We start from the raw sequence: 23,638 nt of genomic DNA, 5'->3' as shown, positions 1-23,638 counted from the left end.
GGACTTGTGTCCAGTTGGCAACTTGTTCTAGTTTCGTATGGACAACGACCTTTTTCACCGCACGAAAGGAAATGACATGGGAACACCGGTGATCGTCGAGGCGACCCGATCCCCGATCGGTAAGCGAGCGGGGTGGCTCTCCGGGCTCCATCCGGCAGAACTGCTCGGAGCGACGCAGAAAGCTCTGGTGGAACGCGCCGGAATCGACCCCAACGAGGTCGAGCAGGTCATCGGCGGCTGCGTGATGCAGGTGGGTGCCCAATCGAACAACGTGACCCGCACGGCGTGGCTGCACGCCGGGCTTCCCTGGCAGACCGGCGCGACCACCGTCGATTGCCAGTGCGGTTCCGCCCAGCAGGCCAATCACCTGATCGCCGGCCTGATCGCGACCGGCACCATCGATGTCGGCATCGCCTGCGGTGTGGAGTCGATGACGGCGGTGCCCCTCGGCGCCAACGTCATGCTCGAAGGTGCGGGCAAACGACGCCCAGAGTCATGGGATATCGACATGCCCGATCAGTTCGGGGCCGCCGAACGTATCGCGGACCGCCGCGGGATCACCCGCGCCGATGTCGACGCGCTCGGTCTGCGCAGCCAGCAGCTCGCCAAGGCGGCCTGGGACGAAGGTCGCTTCGACCGGGAGATCTTCTCGCTGAAGGCGCCCGAGCGGACCAAGGAAGGCGAGCTGACCGGCAACATCCTCGACGTCGCGCGCGATCAGGGTCTGCGCGAGACCACTCTCGAGTCGCTGGCCAGGCTCAAGCCGGTCGTCGACGGCGGCATCCACACCGCCGGTACGTCGTCGCAGGTCTCCGACGGCGCCGCGGCTGTCCTGATCATGGACGAAGACAAGGCAAAGGCGTTGGGGCTCAAGCCTCGTGCGCGTTTCGTCGCACAGGCATTGGTCGGCGCCGAACCGTACTATCACCTCGACGGACCCGTTCAGGCCACCGAGAAGGTCCTGACCAAGGCCGGGATGTCCATCTCCGACATCGATCGTTTCGAGGTCAACGAGGCATTCGCCTCCGTACTGCTGTCCTGGGCCGCCGTGCACAACCCCGACATGGACAAGGTCAACGTCAACGGCGGTGCGATCGCGCTCGGCCATCCGGTGGGCTCCACCGGATCGCGCCTGATCACCACCGCGCTGCACGAATTGGAGCGTTCCGATTCGTCCACCGCCCTGATTACGATGTGCGCGGGTGGAGCACTCTCCACCGGAACCATCATCGAACGGATCTGAGGTCGCGTGTTACCCCAAGAAACGCCCAAGGCGCTCAACTCCAAAGCCGTCAGCAAGATCGTCAAGGTCGCCTCTCGCCTCAACACGCGGATCTACAAGATGAGCGGCGGCAAGGTCGGGGCGAGCTGGCGGGTCGGGGCCGGTTTCAAGAAGCCGGTCCCGGTCATCCTGCTGACCACCATCGGCCGCAAATCCGGGAAGCCGCGCACGGTGCCGCTGGTCTATCTGCGCGACGGCGCCAACGTCGTGGTGGTCGCGTCCCAGGGCGGTATGGCATCGAATCCGGCCTGGTACCTCAATCTCAGAGACAACCCCGACGTCACCATCCAGGAGGGCAAGCACACCACCGTGATGCGGGCCCGCGAGGCCACCGACGAAGAGCGCGAACGGCTCTGGCCCGAGCTGGTGGGGATCTACGCCGACTTCGACACCTATCAGGGGTGGACCGACCGCAAGATCCCGGTGGTCATCTGCGAACCGAAATGAGTTGACGCCCGGAGGGCGCCGCCGAGCACAACGCCAAGAGTTCACCGACGGGTCGGAAAGAATTCTTTGCGAAGGTCATCAGTTCACATCCCTGAAGTGCCTGGGTATGCCAGGATTTGTGCGCCATGACAATTACTCCAGATTCCCAGCCGGCGGAGTCAGTGCCCTCCTGGATTCAACCGTCACGTCGCGCCTTTCTCGGCGGCGCCGCCGTGGGGACCGCCGGGGTCCTCGCGTCGGTCTACGGCGGGCGCGCAGCCGCTGATCCCGCGGCACCCGGAGCGGTGTTCGGGCACGGCATCGCCTCGGGTGATCCGCTGCCCGACCGCGTGATCCTGTGGACCCGCATCACTCCGATCGCCGACGCCACACCGGGGTCCGGGCGCGGCGGGGCCACCTCGGTGGCCTGGGAGGTCGCAACCGATTCCGGCTTCACCTCGGTGGTCTCGTCCGGAACCACCGACACCGGACCGGACCGCGACCTCACCGTCAAGGTCGATGCCGGTGGCCTGGCACCGAATACCCGCTACCACTATCGTTTCCGGGTTCTGGGCGGACCCGCCGCAGGTGCCGTCTCCCCGACCGGGCGGACGAAGACAGCACCCTCGACGACCGCGGAGGTGGCCGAGGCGCGATTCGGCGTTGCCTCCTGTTCCAACTGGGAGGCCGGTTATTTCAGCGCCTACCGGCACCTGGCCGCCCAACCCGACCTCGACGCGATCGTCCACCTCGGCGACTACATCTACGAGTACGGTGTCGGCGAATACGGCGGGCACGACGGGTCGGTCCGGGCACATCAACCACCGCACGACATCGTCTCCCTCGCCGATTACCGAATTCGTCACGGCCAGTACAAGTCCGACGCCGATCTGCAGGGCGCCCACCTGAACCTGCCATGGATCTGCACCTGGGACGACCACGAATCGGCCAACGACGCCTACGCGTCGGGGGCCGAGAATCACAGTGCGGCGCAGGGTGATTGGCCGGCCCGCAAGGCAGCCTCCGAGCAGGCCTACTACGAATGGATGCCGGTCCGGCCCGAAGTCGACGCCGGCGGACGCCATCTCTATCGCCGTCTGCGTTTCGGCAACCTGCTGGAACTGTCGATGCTGGATCTGCGGACGTACCGCAGCGCACAGCAGTCGATGACGTCGGCAAAGACCGACAGTCCGGCCGCGACCATCACCGGCGCGGCGCAGATGTCCTGGCTGACCAATGGCGTCATCTCGTCGCCGACCACCTGGCAGATCATCGGTAACCCCGTGATGATCAGTCCCATCCTGATCCCGCCGCTCGAACCCCGCACCACCGAGGCGCTGACCGAACTGCTCGGTGTCCCGCAGGCCGGTGTCCCCCTGAACGCCGACGCCTGGGACGGCTACACCGCCGACCGCAGGCGGCTCTATCAGGCGCTGAGCGACAACGACATCGACAACGCGGTGTTCATCACCGGCGACATCCACATGTCGTTCGCCTGCGAGCTGCCCGTCGACGCCGCCAACTATCCCGGTGCGGGCACCGTGGGCACCGAACTGGTGGTCACCTCGGTGACCTCCAACAACGTCGACGACATCGTCGGGGTCCCCGAATACACCGCGGGTACGGCCGCATCCGCCGCGCTCACCAACGTCAATCACCACCTGCGCTGGGTCGACACCGACGCCCACGGGTACGCGGTCCTGACCGTGACCCCGGCTGCCACACAGATGGATTGGTACTTCATCGACAACCGCGACGATCCGCGCTCCGGTCAGCGATACGCCCAATCCTGGCGGGTACCGAACGGCGCCAAGCAAGTTCATCCTGCCTCCCGACCAGCTCGTTGATCCCAGAAAGATGACCGACCATGAGTGAGCAACCCACCCCGTCCCGTTCCGGAATCCGCCGGCGTACGTTCCTCGCCGGGACCGCGGCTGCGGCCGGCGCCGGGATCGCCCTGGCCGGCGCCTCGCATGCCGCACCCGCAGGCAACGGACGTTTCCCGTTTCCCCAGACCGGTTCGACGGCACGGATTCTGATCACCGGCGACGCCGGGACCGGCGAGGCGCCGCAGTACGCCGTGACGAAGGCAGCCCGGGCACTGCACGCCCAGAACCCGTTCGGAATGGCAGTCGGGCTGGGCGACAACATCTATGAGACCGGTCCCAACGGGCCCGACGACCATCAGTTCGCCGAGAAGTTCGAAAAGCCCAACACCGGCCTCGATTTCCCGTGGGTGATGGCCCTGGGCAACCACGACAATTCGGCGGTGTTCCCCGGTGACGGCGGTTGGCTGCTGCGCGGCGATGCCGAGGTGGCCTACCACTCGCGGTCGCCGCGCTGGTACATGCCCAGACGTTACTTCTCGGTGGCGGTGCCGCAACAGACCCCGCTGGTCGAGTTCTTCATTCTTGACCTCAATCCCATCGCGGCATACATCCCGCCGTTCCTGGCACCGTATTGGGAACCGCAGGGCACGTACATGACTCAGCAGCGTCAGTGGCTACGCAAAGCGCTCGCCGAGTCCAAGGCGCGGTGGAAAATCGTCGGAACACACCACCCGTATCTCAACAACGGACCCCACGGCAGCGCCGGACACTACGACGGCATCCCGATCCCCCCGATCAACGGGATCCTGGTGAAGGACTTCTTCGAACAGGAGATCGCCGGTCGTGCGCAGTTCTTCCTGTCCGGACACGATCACTCACTGCAGGTGTTCGACCCGACAACGCTGTCGAAGGGCACCCGCCAGCTCGTGTCGGGCGCGGCGTCCAAGTCCGTCGAAGACAGATCGTCCAAACAGACCCCGGCGCTGTACGAGAACTACTCGAGCCGAGGATTCATGACCATGGACATCACCGAATCGGCCGTCGACCTGAAGGTCTTCACCGTCGACCTGGCGAGCGGAACCCCGACCCAGGCCTTCGGGAAGGTCTACTCCGGCTGAGCCGGGGTCAATCGGCCCCCCGAGCACATTCGCAATAGACTCACACCATGACTGATCCAGACCGCGCGGCAGTCCGCCGCGACATCACCGCCGCACTCGAAGCCGCCTTCGAACAACGCCATGCCGTACTCGACGCCATCGTCGAGGCCGAAGACCGTCCCGCAGCCGTGGCCGCCATCGCCGACCTGCTCTCGGTACCTGCCATCGGCGCCGAGGCCGTTCTCGGTATGTCGTTCGATCGCCTGACGGTATCGGCCCGACGCGCCAACGCCGCCGAACTCGAGGATCTCAACAGCAAGCTCACATTCACCCAGACCGACCGCCCGGCCGCGACCGCCGAGACGCTCACCCTGCGGGCATTCAAAGACAGCGACGCCGACCTGTTCGCCGCCCGGACCGCCGATGTGGGCGCGGCCGGTGACGGCAGCGGCACACCCGCCGCCGACATCAGCGAAGAGATCTCCTCGGCCAACAGCCGGATGGATAACGAAGAGGCCGTGTGGCTCGTCGCCGTCGAAGGCGAGGAGAAGGTCGGCATCGTCTTCGGCGAATTGGCCGACGGAGAGGTCGACGTGCGGATCTGGATCGCCCCGGAGCACCGCAAGCGGGGCTACGGCACCGCCGCACTCCGTCGCTGCCGCTCCGAACTCGCCGCGTACTTCCCCGGCGTCCCGATGGTGGTCCGCGCTCCCATCGCTTGACCCTCAACTGCTCCACATATGCGAAGACGCTCCACATATTTGTGGAGCGTCTTCGTTCTCAATTCAGCGTGCCCGACCTACCGTCGAGCGTGCCCAACCGACCGTCGAGCGTGCCTTAATCTGTTGCCCCCGTGCAACTTCGGCACGGTCAACGGTGATTTCGGCACGGTCAACGGGGGCGGTGCGGGTCAGTGGCGGTGCGGGACCCCGAACTTCGCAACGATCTTGATGATCGCGCCCGACTCGTCGAACTCGAAACTCTCGGTCACCAACGCCCGCAGCCGCAGTGGCTTCGGATGCACGTGCACGTAGAACGTCGCGTGGACGACGCCCCGCGTCGGGATCGTGGCCTCGAAGTCACCGATCGCGTGGATCAGCCGGAACTGCGGACCGCGGGACAGGCTGCGACGCAGATGATCTCCGTTGCGACCGGTCTTGAGGCCCATCTCGATCCGGACACAATCCGGATGAAACGGCACCCCCGATGGGTCATGGCTGACCAGCGCGTCGACATACGACTTCGCCGCGCTGATCAGCTCGCCATCGGAAGGTGCAGCGGTCATCGTGCCCCGTAGACCGGCATCGGGGTCGGGGCCTCTTCGAGGATGTCCTTCACGACCGGGCCGAGTTCGGCCGGATCCCACTTGGCGCCCTTGTCGCGCTTGGCGCTTCGCTGCCAGCCGTCGCTGACCGAGATGGTTCCGCCCTCGACCTCGAAGACCCGACCGCTGACCTCGGCCGACTCCTCGGAACCGAGCCACACCACGAGCGGGGACACGTTCGCCGGATCCATCGCGTCGAACGAGCCGTCTTCGGGCGCCGCCATCTGCGCGGCCATCGCCTCACCGGAACCGGTGGTCATGCGGGTACGAGCCGACGGCGCAATGGCATTCACCGTCACACCGTAACCCTTCATCTCGGCCGCGGCCTGGATGGTGAGTTCGGCGATCGCGGCCTTGGCCGCGGAGTAGTTGCCCTGTCCGACCGAGCCGTAGAGGCCGGCACCCGACGAGGTGTTGATGACCCGCGCCGCCCGGGTGTTGCCGGCCTTCGACTCGGTCCGCCAGTACGCGGCGGCGTGACGCAGCATCGCGAAGTGCCCCTTGAGGTGGACGCGGATGACGTTGTCCCAGTCCTCTTCACTCATCATCACGAGCATCTTGTCGCGCAGGAACCCGGCGTTGTTGACCAGCACATCGAGCCCGCCGAACTCCTTGATCGCGGTCGCCACCACGTTCTGAGCACCGGCCCAGTCGGCGACGTCGTCGCCGTTGACGACCGCTTCGCCACCGGCGGCGATGATCTCGGCGACGACCTGCTCGGCGGGAGACTCACCCGTCGCGGTGCCGTCGAGGCCGGCCCCGATGTCGTTGACCACCACTTTCGCGCCTTCACGGGCAAAGGCCAGCGCATGTTCGCGGCCGATCCCCCGGCCGGCGCCGGTCACGATGACAACGCGTCCGTCAACAATTCCACTCATCAGTTATCTCCTCAGGTTCAGGTGTTGGTAGGGGTGACCGAGTTCGCGGCGGTGGCGGCGTCCAGGAACGCCAGCTTCTCTCCGCCGCCGTGCACGGTCAGTGTCGATCCGGTGATGTAGGAAGCCAACGGCGACAACAGGAATGCCACCGCGTTGCCCACATCTTCGGGTGAGGCCAGCCGGCCCATCGGGATGGTCTTGCCGACGGCGTCCACCCCGGCCTGGTCGCCGTAGTGCAGCTCGGCCAGCTCGGTGCGCACCGCCCCGGCGACGACCGAGTTGATCCGCACCGTCGGCGCCCATTCGGCGGCGAGCGATCCGGTCAGCGAATCGAGCCCGGCCTTGGCCGCGCCATAGGCGGCGGTTCCGGGCGACGGCCGATGCCCGCTCATGCTCGAGACGTTCACGATCGAGCCACCGCCCGGCTGCTCACGCATGATCTTCTGCGCCGCCTGCGAAATGATGAGGGGCGCGAGCATGTTCAGCTCGACGATCTTCGAGTGATAGCGCGGTGACGCGTCGGCGGCGAGGGCAAATGGTGCACCGCCGGCATTGTTCACCGCCCCGTCGAGGCTGCCGTGACGCGTGACGATCTCTTCGACCATCGCGGTGACCGCGTCGGCATCGCGAATATCGCAGCTGACGAAGTCCACCCGCGGGTCGGCCACGTCGGCGGGCCGCCGCGCACACGCCACCACGGTGGCTCCCAGGTCTGCCAGTACCGCACTGATGCCGGCACCGACTCCTCTGACGCCACCGGTCACCAGCACCACCTGGCCTTGCAAGCCGAGGTCCATCCACGCTCCGTTCCGAGTCTGCAATTTGAGTGTTAAGGTACCAAGCAATTGCTTGGTTGGTCTACACCAGGACAGTACGCGAGGAGCATTGATGCCGATCACCACATCCACTGTTGAACCGGGAGTCGTCACGGTCACCGTCGACTACCCACCGGTCAACGCCTTGCCGTCAGCGGCATGGTTCGAACTCGGCGAGGCGATCATCGCCGCCGGTCAGGCGCCTGACACCCATGTTGTGATCCTGCGAGCCGAGGGCCGCGGATTCAACGCGGGCGTCGACATCAAGGAAATGCAGGCCACCGAGGGTTACGACGCCCTGATCGCCGCCAACCGCGGTTGCGCCGCGGCCTTTGCCGCGGTCTACGACTGTGCGGTGCCCGTCATCGTCGCGGTGAACGGCTTCTGCGTGGGCGGCGGCATCGGTCTGGTCGGCAACGCCGACGTGATCGTTGCCTCCGACGACGCCGTCTTCGGGCTACCCGAGGTCGACCGCGGAGCCCTCGGCGCCGCCACCCACCTGGCCCGCCTCGTCCCGCAGCACACGATGCGCACGCTGTACTTCACCGCACAGAACGTCACCGCCCAGCAGCTGCTGCACTTCGGTTCGGTGCAGGCCGTGGTGCCGCGCGCCGAACTCGACGAAACCGCACTGGAGATCGCCCGCAAGATCGCGGCGAAGGACACCCGGGTGATCCGGGCGGCCAAGGAAGCCATCAACGGCATCGATCCGGTCGACGTCAAGACCAGTTACCGCCTCGAACAGGGCTACACCTTCGAGCTGAACCTTGCCGGTGTGGCGGACGAGCACCGCGACGCATTCGTCGAAACAGGCAAGCCGAAAACCGCAACCAGTAAGGGGGCTTGAGCCCAGATGGCAACCGACAAGACCAGCACCCTCGACGAGATCATCGGCGAGATCTCCAGCGGCATGACCATCGGTATCGGTGGTTGGGGTTCGCGACGTAAGCCGATGGCACTCGTACGGGCCCTGGCCCGTTCGAGCGTCACCGACCTGACCGTGGTCACCTATGGCGGACCGGATCTCGGTTTGCTCTGTGCCGCAGGCAAAGTGAGCAAGGCCTACTACGGCTTCGTCTCCCTGGACTCACCCCCGTTCTACGACCCGTGGTTCGCCCACGCGCGGACCACCGGGGCCATCACGGTCCGCGAGATGGACGAGGGCATGGTCAAGTGCGGCCTCGAGGCCGCCGCGGCACGCCTGCCCTTCCTGCCGGTTCGCGCCGGACTGGGCTCCGACGTCCCGAACTTCTGGGAGGGCGAACTGCGTACCGTCACCTCGCCGTACCCCGACGAAGACGGTCGCCACCAGACCCTGATCGCGATGCCGGCACTGGAACTCGACGCCGCGTTCGTCCACCTCGACATCGCCGACAAGCACGGCAACGCCGCATACACCGGCATCGACCCGTACTTCGACGACCTGTACTGCGCTGCGGCCAAGCGCCGCTACCTCGAGACAGACCGTCTGGTGACCACCGAAGAGCTGGTGGAAAAGGTTCCGGTGCAGCGTCTTCTGCTCAACCGGCTCAATGTCGACCGGGTGGTGCACACCCCGAACGGCGCGCACTTCACCTTTGCCGGTGACTACGGGCGCGACGAGGCCTTCCAGCGGTTCTACGCCGAGTCGGCCAAAACACCCGAAGCCTGGCAAGCGTTCTCCGACCGGTTCCTGACCGTGCCCGAAGACGTCTATCAGTCCGAGGTCGAGAAATGGAACACCGAGCGAGAGGCGACACAGTGACCACAGGACACGCAGGGACCACCCCCGATACCGCAGCAGATGTCACCCGCGCCGAATACTGCGTGATCGCGTGCGCCGAGATCTTCACCGGCGCAGGCGAAACCATGGCCTCACCGATGGCCACCACGCCGTTGATCGGTGCCCGCCTGGCCCGATTGACCACCGAACCCGACCTTCTGATCACCGACGGTGAGGCGCTGATCTTCGCCGACACCCCGGCTGTCGGACGCTCCGGCGCCATCGAGGGATGGATGCCGTTCCGCAAGGTGTTCGATGTCGTCGCATCGGGCCGGCGCCATGTGGTGATGGGCGCCAACCAGATCGACCGTTACGGCAACCAGAACCTGTCGTCGTTCGGTCCCTTGCAGCAGCCCACCCGGCAGATGTTCGGAGTGCGCGGCGCTCCGGGCAACACCATCAACCACCCGACCAGCTACTGGGTGGCCAAGCACTCCGCGCGGGTCTTCGGCGGTGTGGTCGACGTCGTCTCCGGTGTCGGCTACGACAAGATCGACCCCGACAACCCGGCGTTCAAGTACCTGAACATCCCCCGGGTGGTCACCAACCTCGGCGTCTTCGACTTCGAAGGTCCCGACCACACCATGCGCGCGGTCTCGCTGCACCCCGGCGTCGACGCCGCGGAGGTCGCCGAGAACACCGGCTTCGAGGTCGCCGGCCTGGCCGACGCCGGGGTCACCCGCACGCCGTCCGCCGAAGAGTTGCGCCTGATCCGCGAGGTCCTCGACCCGAAGGGCCTGCGGGAGAAGGAAGTCAAGCCCGTGGGAGCCACCCGATGACCGCTGCACCTCTGGCCACCCGGTTCACCGACCTGGTCGGCATCGACTACCCGATCGTGCAGACCGGCATGGGCTGGGTGTCGGGGCCGTCACTGACCGCGGCGACCTCGAACGCCGGTGGTCTGGGCATCCTGGCATCGGCGACGATGACCTATCCGGAGCTCGAAGCGGCCATCAAGAAGACGAAGTCGCTGACCACCAAGCCTTTTGGTGTCAACATGCGTGCCGATGCCACCGACGCACCCGAGCGGATCGACCTGCTCATCCGCGAAAAGGTGAAGGTCGCCTCGTTTGCGCTGGCTCCCAAGAAGGAGCTGATCGCAAAGCTGAAAGACCATGGCATCGTGGTCATCCCGTCGATCGGGGCGGCCAAGCACGCGGTGAAGGTCGCCTCCTGGGGGGCCGACGCCGTCATCGTCCAGGGCGGTGAGGGCGGTGGGCACACCGGTCCGGTGGCCACCACCCTGTTGCTGCCGAGTGTGCTCGACGCACTCGGACCGGACGGGATCCCGGTGGTCGCGGCCGGCGGGTTCTTCGACGGCCGTGGACTGGTTGCCGCGTTGTCGTACGGCGCCGAGGGCGTCGCGATGGGAACCCGGTTCCTGTTGACCAGCGACAGCGCCGTGCCCAACTCGGTCAAGGCGCAGTACCTCGAACGTGGACTCGGTGACACCGTCGTCTCGACGAAGGTCGACGGCATGCCCCACCGGGTGCTGCGCACCGATCTGGTCGACAAGCTGGAATCCGGCAGTGCGGTGACAGCTCTGGGCGCCGCGGCCAAGAACGCCAACAAGTTCAAGCGGATGACCGGGATGAAATGGTCGACCATGCTCAAAGACGGTCGCACCATGCGCAAATCGGGCGAACGGTCCTGGCAGCAGATCATCATGGCGGGCAACACCCCGATGTTGTTGCGCGCCGGACTGGTCGAGGGCAATACCGAGGCCGGCGTCCTGGCCTCGGGTCAGGTGGTCGGCATGATCGACGACCTGCCCAGTTGTGACGAACTCATCCAGTCGATCATGACCCAGGCCCGCGAACGCCTGGACCATCTGCGCAAGTTCTGATCCCCCCAACCGTGCAGGGTTTTGCGAACGCACGCCGGTGTTGCAGTGCCGGTGCGCGGACGCAAAGCCTTGCACGGGGCGGGATCGTCCGCCAGTGGCCGGCTCTGCGACTTCGGCCCACTCCACCCGAACGAAAGTGCTAGCTTTTCGAAGCAGCTGACCGTTCGTGCAGGGAGGTGCGTCGATGAGTTCAGCCGCAGAGCGCTTGCTCTCGACCTTCGGGGAACTCGTCGGGGCCGAGCTCCCGATCCACGTGCAATGTTGGGACGGCTCCGAAGCCGGTCCGCCGAACAGCCCCGCGCGAGTCGTCTTCCGCAATCGCACCGCACTGCGCCGCATCTTGTGGTCCCCCGGCGAGCTCGGCCTGGTCCGCGCATTCGTGGCAGGCGACCTCGAGGTCGACGGTGACATCTTCGCCCTCCTCGAGGTCCCCGACCTCATCTCCCGGATCGGCGAACACCGCAACCGCGCGATGACGCCCGGCACGATCCGCCGCGCTGCGGTCTCCCTGATCAGGCTCGGTGCCCTCGGCCCGCCGCCGAAGCCGCCGGCAGTGGAGATTCGGCGCAGACGCGGGCCGCTGCACAGCCGGTCGCGTGACTCCGCCGCGATATCGCACCACTATGACGTCGGCAACGAGTTCTACCGCCTGTTCCTCGAGCGCTGCATGGTGTACTCCTGCGCATACTGGGACGACGATGTCGCCGACCTCGATGCGGCCCAGATCGCCAAATGCGACCTGGTCTGCCGGAAGCTCGATCTGCGGCCCGGGATGCGTCTACTCGATGTGGGTTGCGGGTGGGGCACGATGGCCATCCACGCCGCGAAGACATACGGGGTCGACGTGGTCGGTGTCTCGCTGAGCCGGCAGCAGGTCGAACTGGCGAAGGGCAGGGTGGCCGAAGCCGGGCTCACCGACCGGGTCGAGATCCGGCTGCAGGACTACCGCGACGTCGATGACGGTCCCTACGATGCGATCTCGAGTATCGGGATGTCCGAGCATGTCGGGCTCTCGCAACTGCCCACATACGCGAACATCTTGCACGGACTGCTCACGCCCGGCGGACGCGTGCTCAACCACGCGATCGCCCGGGTCACCTCCCTGCCCGCGGACCCGAAACCGTCGGCCACCTTCATCGACCGTTATGTGTTCCCCGACGGGGAGATCCTGCCGCTGAGCAAAAACATTGATGCACTGGAACATTCCGGCCTGGAGGTGCGCGACAGCGAGGCACTTCGCGAGCACTACGCGCTGACCCTGCGCGCCTGGGTCGCCAATCTCCTGCAATCGTGGGACCGGGCCGTCGAGTTGGTCGGCGCCCAGCGAGCCCGCACATGGCTGCTCTACCTCGCGTCCAGTGCACTCGGATTCGAGGACGCACATCGCCTCACCATTCACCAGGTCCTGGCGGTCCGGCCCCGCGACGACGGCACCGCCGGACTACCCCGCACCCGACGGGGCTGGTACCAACCACAGACGAACGGGCAACTGCCGCAATAGAAGCGGCAGCACTCATCATTCGTCGCGCTGCCATCGATCGCTCAGTTTTCGACCGATCGGCAGCGTCGCGCGGTACGCCGAGATCTTGACCCACACCATGTGCTGCACCGCCAGCGTCAACCAGCCCGCGATGGCCATCCCGAAGAGGTTGATGACCAGTTGGAAACCGCTGCCGACGATCGCCTGCCCGACCCCGAAAGCCAATCCGAGTGCCACATTTCCGGCCGCGGGGATGGTCGTCACCGAGATGAAGACACCGGACAACCCGCCGAGCCGGGCCGAGGTCAGCGACAGCACCCCGGCGACCCCCGCGATCACGGCGACGATGAACGACCACCTGTCCGGGGTGTAGATGAAGTCCGTATCCGGCCGGGACTCGGTCACATCGGCGACCGTCACCCAGCCCAGTCCGCGCGCGACGAGTGCTGCCACCGTCGTGGCCACGATGGCCAGCAGGAAGCCGCCGGTCAGTGTCGCCACCGCACGTCCGAGCAGCGTCATCCGACGACGTACCAGCGCGACCCCGAGTGCGGCAACAGCCCCGAACTCCGGGCCCAGGACCATCGCACCGACGAGAAGGATACTCGAATCGAGGACGATGGCCACCGCACACAACACCGTCGCCAGAACCATGAAGCTTGCGTAGGTCCAGTTGAACTCGGAATCGTTGTACGCCTGGTGGGTGACCTCGGCCCAGACGACCGCATCTGCGCTCGCTCCCGGGGTGCGCTGATCGGCTTCCCTGCCGCTCTTCGAGATCCACGTCGGAACCGGAGCCAGGTGAATACTGCCGAGACGGTGAATACCCATGTCCCGCAAGGTGTCGACCACCTCGTTGGCACCTTCCCGGGCGATGTAGGCCTCGATGACATCACCTGCGGGCTTGACCGACACACCACGATGGACGGTCACGTTGCTGACAGCAGTGTCGTGGCAGAGAAGTTCTACGATGCGATCTGCGTGTTCACCGGGGGCGATGACCCGTATCTGCAGCATGTCGACAGCTTGCCACGGCACACCCGCCGAACCGGCGAAGCGGTCAGCGTGGCACGATCCCGTCGAGCACAACGCTCAGATACTGGTCGGCGACCTGGCGTGCGGTCCGCTCACCACCGGGGCGGTACCAGCGGACGGCGACCCAGACCGTGTCGCGCATGAAGCGGTACACCAGCTCGATGTCGAGATCCGGCCGGAAGCTACCGTCGGCCACACCTTTGGCCAGCACATCGCTCCACAGTGCGCGGAACTCGACGTTGCGGTCCTGGATGTACGCGAACCGTTCCTGACCGGCGAGCCGCTTGGCCTCATCCTGATAGATGGCGACCGCCGAATGGTCGCGATCGATGCTCTCGAACGACGCGATCACCAAGGCGGTCAGCGTCTCTCGAGCCGGCATGTCGGCCGCGACCACCTCGTGATACGTCTCGAAGAGCGAGTCGAGGAACGACCTCAGGATCTCGTCGACCATCGACTCCTTGGAGTCGAAATGGTGATACAGACTGCCGGAGAGAATGCCCGCCGAATCCGCGATGTCGCGGACGGTGGTGGTCCGCAAGCCACGTTCGGCGAACAGCCCACTGGCCACCGCCAGCAATTCATCACGCCGGGACGGACGACCGTTGACCGGGTCAGCCGCAGCCGCGCCGTTCTTTCTCGCCTGGCCGACGCCCTGCTTCTTCGTTCCGCGGCTATCCGCCACCTGCGACCACCTCCATCGATAGCCTAGCAAGCGCTTGGTTGTCTGGCTGTCGACAGTGTGGCTGGCAGGTGGCGGAGTCCGCCCGAGACTACGAGGCTACTTGCTGTTCTTCTTGATCGATCGCTTCGTCAAGAAGTTCCAGAGTTTGAGCTGGAAGTTCGTGGTCTTGACATCGCGCGAGGTGAACGGCGCCGACATCATCTCCGACACGGTCATCTTGAGCGACGAGAAGGCGATGGCCCGCGTGTGCGAGAAGGTGTCGAAGCCGAACTTGCCGTGGTAGTTGCCCATACCGCTGCGGCCCACACCACCGAAGGGCAGATCCGGACCGAACATGTTGACCGCGAAGTCATTTCCGTTGATCGAACCCGAGCGGGTCGAATCGGCGAGCTTGGTGAACCGGTCGTTGTGGTCGCCGTACCAGTACATCGTCAGCGGATGGGGATGGCTGCTGATGTGGGTGATCGCCTCATCGAGTTCCCGGTAGGGGTAGACGGTCAGGACCGGGCCGAAGACCTCGTCCTCTTCGATCTTCATGCCGGCCTTGACCCCGGTCAGCAGTGTCGGCGGGATCTTGCGCGCCTGCGCGTCGGGCAGCTTCTCCCCCGCCGGGATCACCTGATGTTTGGTGGCGCCGAGAGCTTCGGCATCGTCGATGAGCCCGACGATGCGGTTGAAGTTCTTCTCGTTGATCGTGGACGTGTAGTGCGGGTTGTCCTTGATCGTCGGCAGGTTGGCGCGCCAGCGCGCCAGCACCCGGTCGGTGAACTCCCCGACCTTGGATTCGGGCACCCACACGTAGTCGGGGCACAGGCAGACCTGACCACCGTTGACCAGCCGCGCATCGGCGACACCGTTGGCGGCCTTGGCGATATCGGCGTCGATGTCGACGACCACCGGGTTCTTGCCGCCGAGCTCGAGCGTCACCGGCACCAGGTTCTTGCCCGCCTCCGAGGCGACCGACGCGCCCACCTCAGGGGAGCCGGTGAAGAACATGTGATCGACCTCGAGCTTTGCGAAGTCGGATCCACCGCCATGGGCGCTGGTCAACACGGCCAGCTCCTCGAGGTCGAAGTACTTGGGTGCGTGCTTCGCCAGTACTGCCGTGGTCTTGGCTGTGACCGAGGACGGACGCATCAGCACGCGGTTACCGGCGGCGAACGCCGAACCGGCCGGCACGATCGTGAGCTGCAGCGGGAAGTTCCACGGACCCATGATCCCGACAACACCCTTGGGGTCGTGCCGGAGTTCTTGCCGCAGACCGGCGCGGGCCAACCACTTGCCCGGCGTCGAGGTCTTCATCCAGCCGGCGAGGTGCTTCTTCTGGTGCGCCAGGTCGATCATGCAACCGGCGACATCCGCCGCCATCGACAGTTCCCGGGGACGGGTACCGAAATCGTCGTTGAGTGCCTGCGCGATCTCTTCGGCGTTGTCGAGCAGCAGGGACTGGAGTCGGTTGATCCGGTCGATCCGGGTCTTCGCGTCGGGGATCCCGTCTCGCAGGAATGCCGCGCGCTGCAGTTCGAGCAACGCCTGCAGCGACAGTGTGTCCGCCGACTTCTCATCACGGACCTGCTGTGCCACATCTGCTGGTTTTGTCATTGCGCGAACCTCCACGAGCCGTCGGTCATTTGCGGGACGTTGGAACGAAAGTCCAAGTCTGTCGCAAACCAGTATGCGCCACCTCACACCGGGGGCGCCACTGCCCGGTCTCCCGCCACCTGAATTTGTGCCGCCCACCTGCAATTGCAGGTGGGCGGCACAAGAACGAGTGGGTGGTCCCAGAGGTCAGAGCCGCTCGATGATCGTGACGTTGGCAGTGCCGCCGCCCTCACACCGCGGCGAACTGACTGAACCCGTCAGAGCCGTTCGATGATCGTGACGTTGGCAGTGCCGCCGCCCTCACACATCGTCTGCAGGCCGTAACGGCCGCCGGTGCGCTCGAGTTCGTGCAGGAGCGTGGCGAAGAGTTTCGCCCCGGTCGCGCCGAGCGGATGGCCCAGCGCGATGCCGCCGCCGTTGGGGTTGACCTTGGCCGGGTCGGCACCGGTCTCCTTGAGCCAGGCCAGCACGACGGGTGCAAAAGCCTCGTTGATCTCGATGACGTCGATGTCGTCGATGGTCAGTCCGGTCTTGGACAGCGCGTACTTGGTGGCCGGGATGGGTGCGGACAGCATCATCACCGGATCGTCGCCGCGGACCGAGATGTGGTGGATCCGCGCCCGTGGGGTGAGGCCGTACTGCTTGAGGGCGGCTTCGGAGACCACCAGGGTGGCCGACGCACCGTCGCAGATCTGCGAGGCGACGGCGGCTGTGAGATCCGAGCCCTCGGCCAGGACCTGCAGTGAGGCCATCTTCTCCAGCGACGTCTCGCGGGGGCATTCGTCGACGACACAGTCGCCGAGTGCAACCGTCTCGGCATCGAAGCGGCCTGCTGCGATGGCGGCGCGGGCGCGCTCGTGCGACTGCAGTGCCCAGCGCTCCATGTCGTCGCGGCTGATGTCCCATTTCTTGGCCATCATGTCGGCGCCGACGAACTGGGAGACCTCTGCCTCACCGAACCGCTTGTCCCAGCCCACAGATCCGAGGAAGGGGCTGTCGAATCCGTATTCGGCGCCGGCGAGCATCGCGGCGGAGATCGGGATGGCACTCATGTTCTGCACGCCACCGGCCACGACGACGTCCTGGGTTCCGCTCATCACGGCCTGGGCGGCGAAGTGGATGGCCTGCTGCGACGATCCGCACTGGCGATCGACGGTGGTGCCGGGGATCTCCAGCGGCAGGCCGGCGGCCAGCCAGGCGCTGCGGGCGATGTTGCCCGCCTGCGGGCCGATGGCATCGACGCAACCGAAGATGACGTCGTCGACGGTCATCGGATCGATGCCGGTGCGCTCGACGAGGGCGGAGATGACGTGGGCACCCATGTCGGCCGGATGCACCTTCGCCAGTGATCCGTTGCGCTTGCCGACGGGGGTCCGCAGGGCCTCGACGATGTACGCCTGGGGTTGAGACATTCTGTGCTCCTTGCTTGTCGATCCAAAGGTCAGGGGGTCAGGCGCGCTGGCTCGAGATCGAGACGACCTCGCCGGTGAGGTACGTGGTGTAGTCACTCGCGAGCATGGCGATCGTCGCTGCGATCTCCCAGACCTCCGCTGCCCGACCGTACGCCTCCCGCGAGGCCAGATCGGTGAGCAGTTCTTCGCTGGTGACCTTGGCCAGGAACGGGTGCCGCGCGATGGACGGTGCCACCGCGTTGATCCGCACACCGTATTCGGCGGCTTCGATCGCGGCACAGCGGGTCAGCGCCATCACGCCGGCTTTGGCCGCCGCGTAATGGGACTGGCTGTGCTGGGCCCGCCAGCCCAGGACCGATGCGTTGTTGACGATGACGCCACCGTGGGGCGCATCCCGGAAGTAGCGCAGTGCCGCGCGGGTGGCCCGGAAGGTGCCGTTCAGGGTGATGTCGATGACGCGATCCCACTCGTCGTCGTCCATGTCGACCACGGGGGTCTCACCACCGAGACCGGCATTGTTGACCAGGATGTCGATCCGGCCCAATTCGCTTGCGGCAGCCTCGATCAGCGCGTTGACCTGCGAGGTCTCCTGCACATTGCAGACGACCTGTCCGACGGTCTGCTCACCGAACTCGGCGCGCAGTTTGTCCGCGGTCTCGCCCAGTCGGCGTTCGTGCCAGTCACTGACCACCACGTCGGCGCCTTCAAGGAGCGCACGGCGCGCGGTGGAGAATCCGATGCCGGTGCCGGCTGCCGCGGTGACGACCACCTTGCGGCCGGCCAGGAGTCCGTGGCCGGGAATCTCTTCCGGGGCCGTCGCCAGCGGGCTGGGGCGATGTTCAACTGTCACGATCGTGCCTCTCGAGGTAATCCGAGCACGCGCTCGGCAATGATGTTGCGCTGCACTTCATTTGATCCGCCATAGATGGTGTCCGACCTGGTGAACAGGTACAGACGCTGCCATACGTCGAGCTCGACGTGGCCGGGATCGAAGATGTTGTTCGGCGCGCCCTCGCTCGTCGCGTCGGGGGCGATCAGTGAGGAGGGGCCCTGGACCGCGACCGCGAGTTCACCGAGATCGCGATGCCAGTTGGCCCACAGCAGTTTTGCCACCGAGGCCTCGCCGCCGGACCCGCCGGTGTCGACGGTGGCCAGTGTGCGCTGCACGTGGGCCCGCATCACGCGGAGTTCGAGCCAGGCGCGGGCGATCCGCTCCCGGATGACCGGATCGTTCGCCGCCCCGTTCGACTTCGCCATCTCCACGATCTCGCTCAGTTCGCGGGAGAATCCGACCTGCTGGCCGAGCGTGGACACACCACGTTCGAACTGCAGCAGACCCATCGCGACCTTCCAGCCGTCGCCGGGCGCACCGACCACGAGGCTCGCCTCGGTGGTCGCGTTGTCGAAGAACACCTCGTTGAACTCGGAGGTGCCGGTGAGTTGCTGGATGGGCCGGACCGTCACCCCGGGCTGATCGAGCGGGACGAGCAGAAAGCTCAGCCCACTGTGCCGTGTCGAACCGGGTTCGCTGCGGCACAGGACGAACGCCCACTGCGCCACATGGGCGAGCGACGTCCAGATCTTCTGTCCGTTGATCACCCACTTGCCGTTCTCCAGGCGGGCCGTGGTCGAGATGTTGGCCAGGTCGGAACCGGCCCCGGGCTCCGAATAGCCCTGCGCCCAGAGTTCGTCGACCGTGGTGATCGGCGGGAGGAACCGTTCCTTCTGTTCCGGGGTGCCGAACGCGATGAGCGTGGGGCCCAGGAGCTCCTCCCCGACGTGACTCACCCGGGCCGGAGCTCCGGAGCGCGCGTATTCCTGATGGAACAGGATCCGCTGCTCGATGGTGGCCCCGCGGCCGCCGAACTCGGTCGGCCAGCCCAGGCAGGTCCATCCTGCCTGCGCCAGCAGCCGATCCCAGGCCAGCCGGGGTCCAAAGAATTCGTGTTCACTGCCGGGGCCACCACGCGACTTCAGATGCTCGAACTCACCAGTCAGGTGCTCATCGAGCCAGGATCGCACGGCGTCCGAAAAATCGGTCGCCGTCCCGTCCCATCGTCCCAGGTCCACGCCTCGGTCAGCGAGCTTGATCGCCGTCATGCGACTCAGCCTAGCCGACCAAGCACTTGCTCGGTTTACTACCCAAGCAAGTGCTAGGTTTTTGCGACGGCGCCTGTTGCCTCCGGCACAGGTATTAGCCTTTTGAGCAGGTGAGAGCACCGAGAGGAATTGTGGCAGTGGGACAACAGCAGTCAGCAGCACCCGTGGAGACCGAAGAAGTTACAACTACGCCGCAGGCGTTGATCCGCGCAGCAAGGCTCTGGCCGGACCGGACCGCCATCATCGACGATCAGTGGGGCCAGACGGTCACACTCACCTGGTCGGAGCTGTTGAGCACGGTCCGCACCTTTGCCACCGCCCTCGCCGAACAGGGCATCGCCCCCGGCGACCGCGTGGCCATCTGGGCGCCCAACAGCCACCACTGGCCCATCGCCGCCCTCGGCATCCATTACGCCGGCGCCACACTGGTTCCGTTGAACACCCGTTACACCGCCAGCGAAGCCCTGGAGATCGTCCAGCGCACCCACGCCCGGGGCCTGGTGATCGCCGGAGCATTCCTGGGTTCGGACCGGCTCGATGAACTCACCGCCGAGGCCGGCGGCGACCTGGGGGCGGCAACAGACCTCGTTGCCACCGTGCGCATCCGCCTGCAGCCCGACGACGACCGCACGGCCGACAGCACCGACTGGGACGACGCCCTCGATGCCGCAGCGGCCCGGGATCACAGCGAGGCCGATCGCCGGGCCGCCGCAGTGGCCCCCACGGACTACTCCGACGTGCTGTTCACCTCCGGCACCACCGGACGGTCCAAAGGCGTCCTCGCCGAGCATCAGCAGACCATCGCCGGATCGGGTGCCTGGGCCGACAACGGCGGCCTCGGGCCCGACGACCGCTACGTGATGGCGAACCCGTACTTCCACACGTTCGGCTACAAGGCCGGCATCCTGGCCTGTCTCCTCAACGGGACGACCATGCTGCCGCTGGCGGTGTACTCGACCGACGCCGCGATGCAACTGGTCCAGGAGCGGCGCGCGACCGTCTTCCCCGGAGCGCCCACCATCTTCCAGACGATCCTCGACGCGCCCCGTCGCGAGTCGTTCGACCTCTCGTCCCTTCGCCTGGCCGTCACCGGCGCGGCGATCGTCCCGGTGGTCCTCGTCGAGCGCATGCAGCGCGATCTGGGCATCGACACCGTCATCACCGCCTACGGCCTCACCGAGGCGGGTGGCTTCGTCACCACCTGCACGCCGGACGACGACGACGAAACCGTCGCCAACACCTGCGGACGGCCGTTCCGGGGCATGGAGATCCGGTTGTCCGACAGTGGCGAGGTGCTGACGAAGGGGAAGATGGTGATGGCCGGTTATCTCGAGGACCCCGTGTCCACCGCGGAGGCGATCGACGCCGACGGCTGGCTCCACACCGGCGACATCGGCACCATCGACGCCAACGGCAACCTGTCCATCACCGGCCGCCTGAAGGACATGTACATCTGCGGCGGTTTCAACGTCTACCCCGCCGAGGTCGAGCAGGTGTTGTCCCGGATCGACGGAGTGACCGAGGCCGCAGTGATCGGAGTACCGGACGAACGCCTCGGTGAGGTCGGCCGCGCCTACGTGTCGGTCGCCCCGGGGGCATCGGTGGACGAATCCTCGGTATTGGACGCCGCCCGAGGGAAACTCGCGAATTTCAAGATCCCGCGCTCCGTGGTGTTCATCGAAGAGTTCCCCCGCAATGCGGCAGGGAAGATCCTCAAGCGCGAACTCCCTTAAGAATCTGTGCGCTATGCGAACCTTTTGCAGCTTTCAAACGTTCGCTTCAAACCACAGAATCCGCGGGCACCGATTAAATGTTGCTGACGGTCAGAAAATATAAACTAAAGTGCAAAAGTGATCGCGAAGATCATTTCTTTTCTGAATGTTTACTGTGGAGCGAGTTGTAGCAATTCACTGATGGCTCCTGGCAAACAAAAAGGCGGGCGATCCGAAACTCGGATCGCCCGCCTTTTGAAGACAGTGTGCGAAGTCAAACCATTGGCGTCAGTGCGCTTCGTTGTACGCCTCGACGACGCCGGCCGCGATACGTCCGCGAGCCGATACCGGGTGACCGTTACGCCGCGCCCAGTCACGGATCGCCGCAGTCTGCTCACGGTCGACCGGGGCCTTACCTGCGACGCTGAGTCCCTTGGGACGTTTACGTCCACCTACCCGACGTGCATGTTCTGCCCACCGCGCGACATCGTCACGCAGCTTGTCTGCATTCTTGGTCGAGAGATCGATCTCATAGGTGACACCGTCCACACCGAACTCGACGGTCTCGTCCGCAGTTTTGCTGTCGTCAACGTCGTCGACCAGCGTGACCGTAACCTTCTTAGCCATAACTCTCCAATTCTTGAATGGCTCCCCGACATACAAGACGGTTTCTCTGAACACAACTCGGAAGAGCATATTCATGCGGCCGCCTATTGGCCGACAGCATAGCGCGAATATCTTGTTCGCGCTAATAACGCGCTAACGCGTTTAGAAAATTATCAATGCTGCGGCTTGACGAGAGGAAAGAGTATCGTTTCCCTAATCCCAAGACCGGTAAGCGCCATGAGAAGTCGATCAATCCCCATTCCGGTACCCGTGGTCGGGGGCATGCCCTGCTCCATCGCGGCGAGAAACTCTTCGTCGAGCACCATTGCCTCGTCGTCGCCGGCGCGCGCGAGTCTGGCCTGATCGACGAACCGCTCCCGCTGAATGATCGGGTCGATCAATTCTGAATACCCGGTCGCCAATTCGAAGCCGCGAACGTACAGGTCCCATTTCTCACTGACACCGGGCTTGCTCCGGTGCTCCCGAACCAGCGGAGAGGTCTCCACCGGGAAATCCCGGACGAAAACAGGTCCCGACAAGGTGTCCCCCACCTGGTGTTCCCACAACTCTTCGACGAGTTTCCCATGGCCATAGCCTTTTCCTTCCGGGATCTCGAGCCCCACCCGGGCGCAGACCGCCAGCAGGTGTTCGACCGTGGTGTCCGGGGTGATGTCCTCACCGAGGGCCTTCGACAGCGACGGATACATCTCGACCGAGGTCCATTCACCGCTCAGGTCATTGACCGTTCCATCGGCCATCACCGGCTGCAACGTGCCCACGGCACCGAGCGCGACCTCTTGGATGATCTCGCGGATCATCGTGGCCGAGTCGTCGTAGGTGCCGTACGCCTCATACGTCTCGAGCATCGCGAACTCGGGCGAATGGGTGGAGTCGGCACCCTCGTTGCGGAAGTTCCGGTTGATCTCGAAGACCTTCTCGATACCGCCGACCACGGCCCGCTTCAGGAAGAGCTCCGGCGCAATACGCAGGTAGAGGTCGATATCCATGGCATTGGAATGCGTCACGAACGGCCGGGCCGCGGCGCCGCCGTGCAGTGTCTGCAGCATCGGCGTCTCGACCTCGAGGAATCCCCGGCGTTCAAGAGCGGCCCGCAACTCCCGCATCACCGCAACCCGGGTCCGCGCCATGGCCCGGGCCTCCGGCCGGACGATGAGATCGAGGTAGCGCGCACGCACCCGAGCCTCTTCGCTCATCTCCTTGTGCGCGACCGGGAGCGGGCGCAGTGCCTTCGACGCCATCTGCCAACTGTCGGCCAGGACACTGAGTTCGCCGCGGCGCGAACTGATCACCTCACCGTGCACAAAGACGAAGTCTCCGAGGTCGACGTCGGACTTCCACGCCGCGAGGGATTCCTCACCGACACCGTTCAGGCTGATCATCGCCTGCAGCTGCGTGCCGTCACCCTCTTGCAAGGTGGCAAAGCACAGCTTGCCGGTGTTGCGGACGAAGATCACCCGGCCGGCGACACCGACATGCTCACCCGTGGCCGTGTCGGTCTCGAGATCGGGATACTTGGCCCGGACCTCGGCGAGCGAATGCGTTCTCGGCACCGAAACCGGGTAGGGCTCAGTCCCTGCCGAGAGCAACCGATCCCGTTTTTCGCGACGGATACGCAACTGCTCTGGCGTCTGATCTTCGACAGTGTCTGCATCTTTGTTGGTGCGGCCCTGGCCACGGTCTTCGTTCACGCCAACGACCCTATCGGCCGGACACCACCGCGAGCCAT

22 protein-coding genes are annotated in these 23,638 nt (G+C 65.5%); 11 read left to right on the top strand and 11 right to left on the bottom strand.

The annotated features are described in order from the left end of the window. Positions 1-76: 76 nt before the first annotated feature. The 5 genes from AC51GR_RS01720 (at position 77) to AC51GR_RS01700 (ending at position 5,356) form a co-directional block, all read left to right on the top strand. The gene (locus AC51GR_RS01720; protein ID WP_496322906.1) at positions 77-1,243 is read left to right on the top strand and encodes a steroid 3-ketoacyl-CoA thiolase; all 1,167 of its coding nucleotides are present in this window, start codon (positions 77-79) and stop codon (positions 1,241-1,243) included. A gap of 6 nt (positions 1,244-1,249) precedes the next feature. Then, entirely contained in the window at positions 1,250-1,729 is a 480-nt protein-coding gene (locus tag AC51GR_RS01715) for a nitroreductase family deazaflavin-dependent oxidoreductase (protein ID WP_496322905.1), read from the top strand. A gap of 125 nt (positions 1,730-1,854) precedes the next feature. Next, a complete protein-coding gene (locus AC51GR_RS01710) occupies positions 1,855-3,555 on the top strand; it encodes an alkaline phosphatase D family protein (RefSeq protein ID WP_496322904.1) in 1,701 nt (566 codons plus the stop codon). 20 nt (positions 3,556-3,575) lie between these two features. After that, positions 3,576-4,655: a metallophosphoesterase gene (locus tag AC51GR_RS01705; protein ID WP_496322903.1), complete on the top strand. Its 1,080-nt coding sequence runs from the start codon at positions 3,576-3,578 to the stop codon at positions 4,653-4,655. A 47-nt stretch (positions 4,656-4,702) separates the two neighbouring features. After that, positions 4,703-5,356, top strand: coding sequence for a GNAT family N-acetyltransferase (locus AC51GR_RS01700; RefSeq protein WP_496322902.1), 654 nt, complete (start codon positions 4,703-4,705; stop codon positions 5,354-5,356). Positions 5,357-5,544: 188 nt separating this feature from the next. Here AC51GR_RS01700 and AC51GR_RS01695 read toward each other — a convergent pair whose 3' ends face one another. Genes AC51GR_RS01695 through AC51GR_RS01685 form a run of 3 tightly spaced genes read right to left on the bottom strand, consistent with a single transcriptional unit; the run spans position 5,545 to position 7,633 of the window. Next, on the bottom strand, positions 5,545-5,919 hold the full coding sequence (locus AC51GR_RS01695) for a DUF8021 domain-containing protein (protein ID WP_496322901.1): 375 nt from the start codon (positions 5,917-5,919) through the stop codon (positions 5,545-5,547). Next, positions 5,916-6,836, bottom strand: a complete 921-nt coding sequence (locus tag AC51GR_RS01690) for an SDR family oxidoreductase (RefSeq protein ID WP_496322900.1) — start codon at positions 6,834-6,836, stop codon at positions 5,916-5,918. The genes AC51GR_RS01695 and AC51GR_RS01690 overlap by 4 nt, the downstream gene beginning before the upstream one ends. 17 nt (positions 6,837-6,853) lie before the next feature. Continuing rightward, entirely contained in the window at positions 6,854-7,633 is a 780-nt protein-coding gene (locus tag AC51GR_RS01685) for an SDR family oxidoreductase (RefSeq protein ID WP_496322899.1), read from the bottom strand. 91 nt (positions 7,634-7,724) lie between these two features. On the opposite strand from AC51GR_RS01685, the gene echA20 reads away from it, so the two are divergent. The 5 genes from echA20 (at position 7,725) to AC51GR_RS01660 (ending at position 12,760) form a co-directional block, all read left to right on the top strand. Next, positions 7,725-8,498, top strand: a complete 774-nt coding sequence (gene echA20, locus AC51GR_RS01680; protein WP_496322898.1) for a (7aS)-7a-methyl-1,5-dioxo-2,3,5,6,7,7a-hexahydro-1H-indene-carboxyl-CoA hydrolase — start codon at positions 7,725-7,727, stop codon at positions 8,496-8,498. Positions 8,499-8,504: 6 nt separating this feature from the next. Then, positions 8,505-9,395, top strand: coding sequence for a CoA transferase subunit A (locus AC51GR_RS01675; protein ID WP_496322897.1), 891 nt, complete (start codon positions 8,505-8,507; stop codon positions 9,393-9,395). Then, a complete protein-coding gene (locus AC51GR_RS01670; RefSeq protein ID WP_496322896.1) occupies positions 9,392-10,192 on the top strand; it encodes a CoA-transferase in 801 nt (266 codons plus the stop codon). Before AC51GR_RS01675 ends, AC51GR_RS01670 begins: the two co-directional genes overlap by 4 nt. Next, positions 10,189-11,259 (top strand): NAD(P)H-dependent flavin oxidoreductase, encoded by a 1,071-nt coding sequence (locus AC51GR_RS01665; RefSeq protein WP_496322895.1) that lies wholly within the window; start codon positions 10,189-10,191, stop codon positions 11,257-11,259. The genes AC51GR_RS01670 and AC51GR_RS01665 overlap by 4 nt, the downstream gene beginning before the upstream one ends. Positions 11,260-11,443: 184 nt before the next feature. After that, positions 11,444-12,760, top strand: coding sequence for a class I SAM-dependent methyltransferase (locus tag AC51GR_RS01660; RefSeq protein ID WP_496322894.1), 1,317 nt, complete (start codon positions 11,444-11,446; stop codon positions 12,758-12,760). Positions 12,761-12,775: 15 nt separating this feature from the next. Here AC51GR_RS01660 and AC51GR_RS01655 read toward each other — a convergent pair whose 3' ends face one another. The 6 genes from AC51GR_RS01655 to AC51GR_RS01630 form a co-directional block, all read right to left on the bottom strand. Further along, positions 12,776-13,756: a DUF389 domain-containing protein gene (locus tag AC51GR_RS01655; protein ID WP_496322893.1), complete on the bottom strand. Its 981-nt coding sequence runs from the start codon at positions 13,754-13,756 to the stop codon at positions 12,776-12,778. 43 nt (positions 13,757-13,799) lie between these two features. Continuing rightward, on the bottom strand, positions 13,800-14,459 hold the full coding sequence (locus AC51GR_RS01650; protein ID WP_496322892.1) for a TetR/AcrR family transcriptional regulator: 660 nt from the start codon (positions 14,457-14,459) through the stop codon (positions 13,800-13,802). Between the two features lie 96 nt (positions 14,460-14,555). Next, positions 14,556-16,061: an aldehyde dehydrogenase family protein gene (locus tag AC51GR_RS01645; protein ID WP_496322891.1), complete on the bottom strand. Its 1,506-nt coding sequence runs from the start codon at positions 16,059-16,061 to the stop codon at positions 14,556-14,558. A 257-nt stretch (positions 16,062-16,318) separates the two neighbouring features. Further along, a complete protein-coding gene (locus AC51GR_RS01640) occupies positions 16,319-17,569 on the bottom strand; it encodes an acetyl-CoA C-acetyltransferase (RefSeq protein ID WP_496322890.1) in 1,251 nt (416 codons plus the stop codon). After that, positions 17,511-18,323, bottom strand: a complete 813-nt coding sequence (locus AC51GR_RS01635; RefSeq protein ID WP_496322889.1) for an SDR family oxidoreductase — start codon at positions 18,321-18,323, stop codon at positions 17,511-17,513. The genes AC51GR_RS01640 and AC51GR_RS01635 overlap by 59 nt, the downstream gene beginning before the upstream one ends. Further along, the gene (locus AC51GR_RS01630) at positions 18,320-19,573 is read right to left on the bottom strand and encodes an acyl-CoA dehydrogenase family protein (protein WP_496322888.1); all 1,254 of its coding nucleotides are present in this window, start codon (positions 19,571-19,573) and stop codon (positions 18,320-18,322) included. Before AC51GR_RS01630 ends, AC51GR_RS01635 begins: the two co-directional genes overlap by 4 nt. Before the next feature lie 137 nt (positions 19,574-19,710). Between AC51GR_RS01630 and AC51GR_RS01625 the strand changes: the two genes are divergently transcribed. Beyond that, positions 19,711-21,306 (top strand): FadD3 family acyl-CoA ligase, encoded by a 1,596-nt coding sequence (locus AC51GR_RS01625; protein ID WP_496322887.1) that lies wholly within the window; start codon positions 19,711-19,713, stop codon positions 21,304-21,306. A gap of 267 nt (positions 21,307-21,573) precedes the next feature. Here AC51GR_RS01625 and AC51GR_RS01620 read toward each other — a convergent pair whose 3' ends face one another. Together AC51GR_RS01620 and lysS are read right to left on the bottom strand one after the other, a co-directional pair. Next, positions 21,574-21,912 carry a histone-like nucleoid-structuring protein Lsr2 gene (locus AC51GR_RS01620; protein ID WP_496322886.1) on the bottom strand — a complete coding sequence of 113 codons (339 nt, stop codon included), beginning with the start codon at positions 21,910-21,912 and terminating at the stop codon, positions 21,574-21,576. A 152-nt stretch (positions 21,913-22,064) separates the two neighbouring features. After that, positions 22,065-23,600 carry a lysine--tRNA ligase gene (gene lysS, locus AC51GR_RS01615; protein WP_496322885.1) on the bottom strand — a complete coding sequence of 512 codons (1,536 nt, stop codon included), beginning with the start codon at positions 23,598-23,600 and terminating at the stop codon, positions 22,065-22,067. Between the last annotated feature and the right edge of the window lie 38 nt (positions 23,601-23,638).

Source organism: Williamsia sp. z71 (genome assembly GCF_059553375.1).
Note: the sequence above shows the minus strand (reverse complement) of the source record. Positions and strands in the feature narration are given on the sequence as shown.

Excerpts from the sequence above, each read along its gene's own strand:
- AC51GR_RS01720 (WP_496322906.1), top strand. The coding sequence starts at position 77 with ATGGGAACACCGGTGATCGTCGAGGCGACCCGATCCCCGATCGGTAAG.
- AC51GR_RS01710 (WP_496322904.1), top strand. The coding sequence starts at position 1,855 with ATGACAATTACTCCAGATTCCCAGCCGGCGGAGTCAGTGCCCTCCTGG.
- AC51GR_RS01705 (WP_496322903.1), top strand. The coding sequence starts at position 3,576 with ATGAGTGAGCAACCCACCCCGTCCCGTTCCGGAATCCGCCGGCGTACG.
- AC51GR_RS01700 (WP_496322902.1), top strand. The coding sequence starts at position 4,703 with ATGACTGATCCAGACCGCGCGGCAGTCCGCCGCGACATCACCGCCGCA.
- AC51GR_RS01695 (WP_496322901.1), bottom strand. The coding sequence starts at position 5,919 with ATGACCGCTGCACCTTCCGATGGCGAGCTGATCAGCGCGGCGAAGTCG.
- AC51GR_RS01690 (WP_496322900.1), bottom strand. The coding sequence starts at position 6,836 with ATGAGTGGAATTGTTGACGGACGCGTTGTCATCGTGACCGGCGCCGGC.
- AC51GR_RS01685 (WP_496322899.1), bottom strand. The coding sequence starts at position 7,633 with ATGGACCTCGGCTTGCAAGGCCAGGTGGTGCTGGTGACCGGTGGCGTC.
- echA20 (WP_496322898.1), top strand. The coding sequence starts at position 7,725 with ATGCCGATCACCACATCCACTGTTGAACCGGGAGTCGTCACGGTCACC.
- AC51GR_RS01675 (WP_496322897.1), top strand. The coding sequence starts at position 8,505 with ATGGCAACCGACAAGACCAGCACCCTCGACGAGATCATCGGCGAGATC.
- AC51GR_RS01665 (WP_496322895.1), top strand. The coding sequence starts at position 10,189 with ATGACCGCTGCACCTCTGGCCACCCGGTTCACCGACCTGGTCGGCATC.
- AC51GR_RS01660 (WP_496322894.1), top strand. The coding sequence starts at position 11,444 with ATGAGTTCAGCCGCAGAGCGCTTGCTCTCGACCTTCGGGGAACTCGTC.
- AC51GR_RS01655 (WP_496322893.1), bottom strand. The coding sequence starts at position 13,756 with ATGCTGCAGATACGGGTCATCGCCCCCGGTGAACACGCAGATCGCATC.
- AC51GR_RS01645 (WP_496322891.1), bottom strand. The coding sequence starts at position 16,061 with ATGACAAAACCAGCAGATGTGGCACAGCAGGTCCGTGATGAGAAGTCG.
- AC51GR_RS01630 (WP_496322888.1), bottom strand. The coding sequence starts at position 19,573 with ATGACGGCGATCAAGCTCGCTGACCGAGGCGTGGACCTGGGACGATGG.
- AC51GR_RS01620 (WP_496322886.1), bottom strand. The coding sequence starts at position 21,912 with ATGGCTAAGAAGGTTACGGTCACGCTGGTCGACGACGTTGACGACAGC.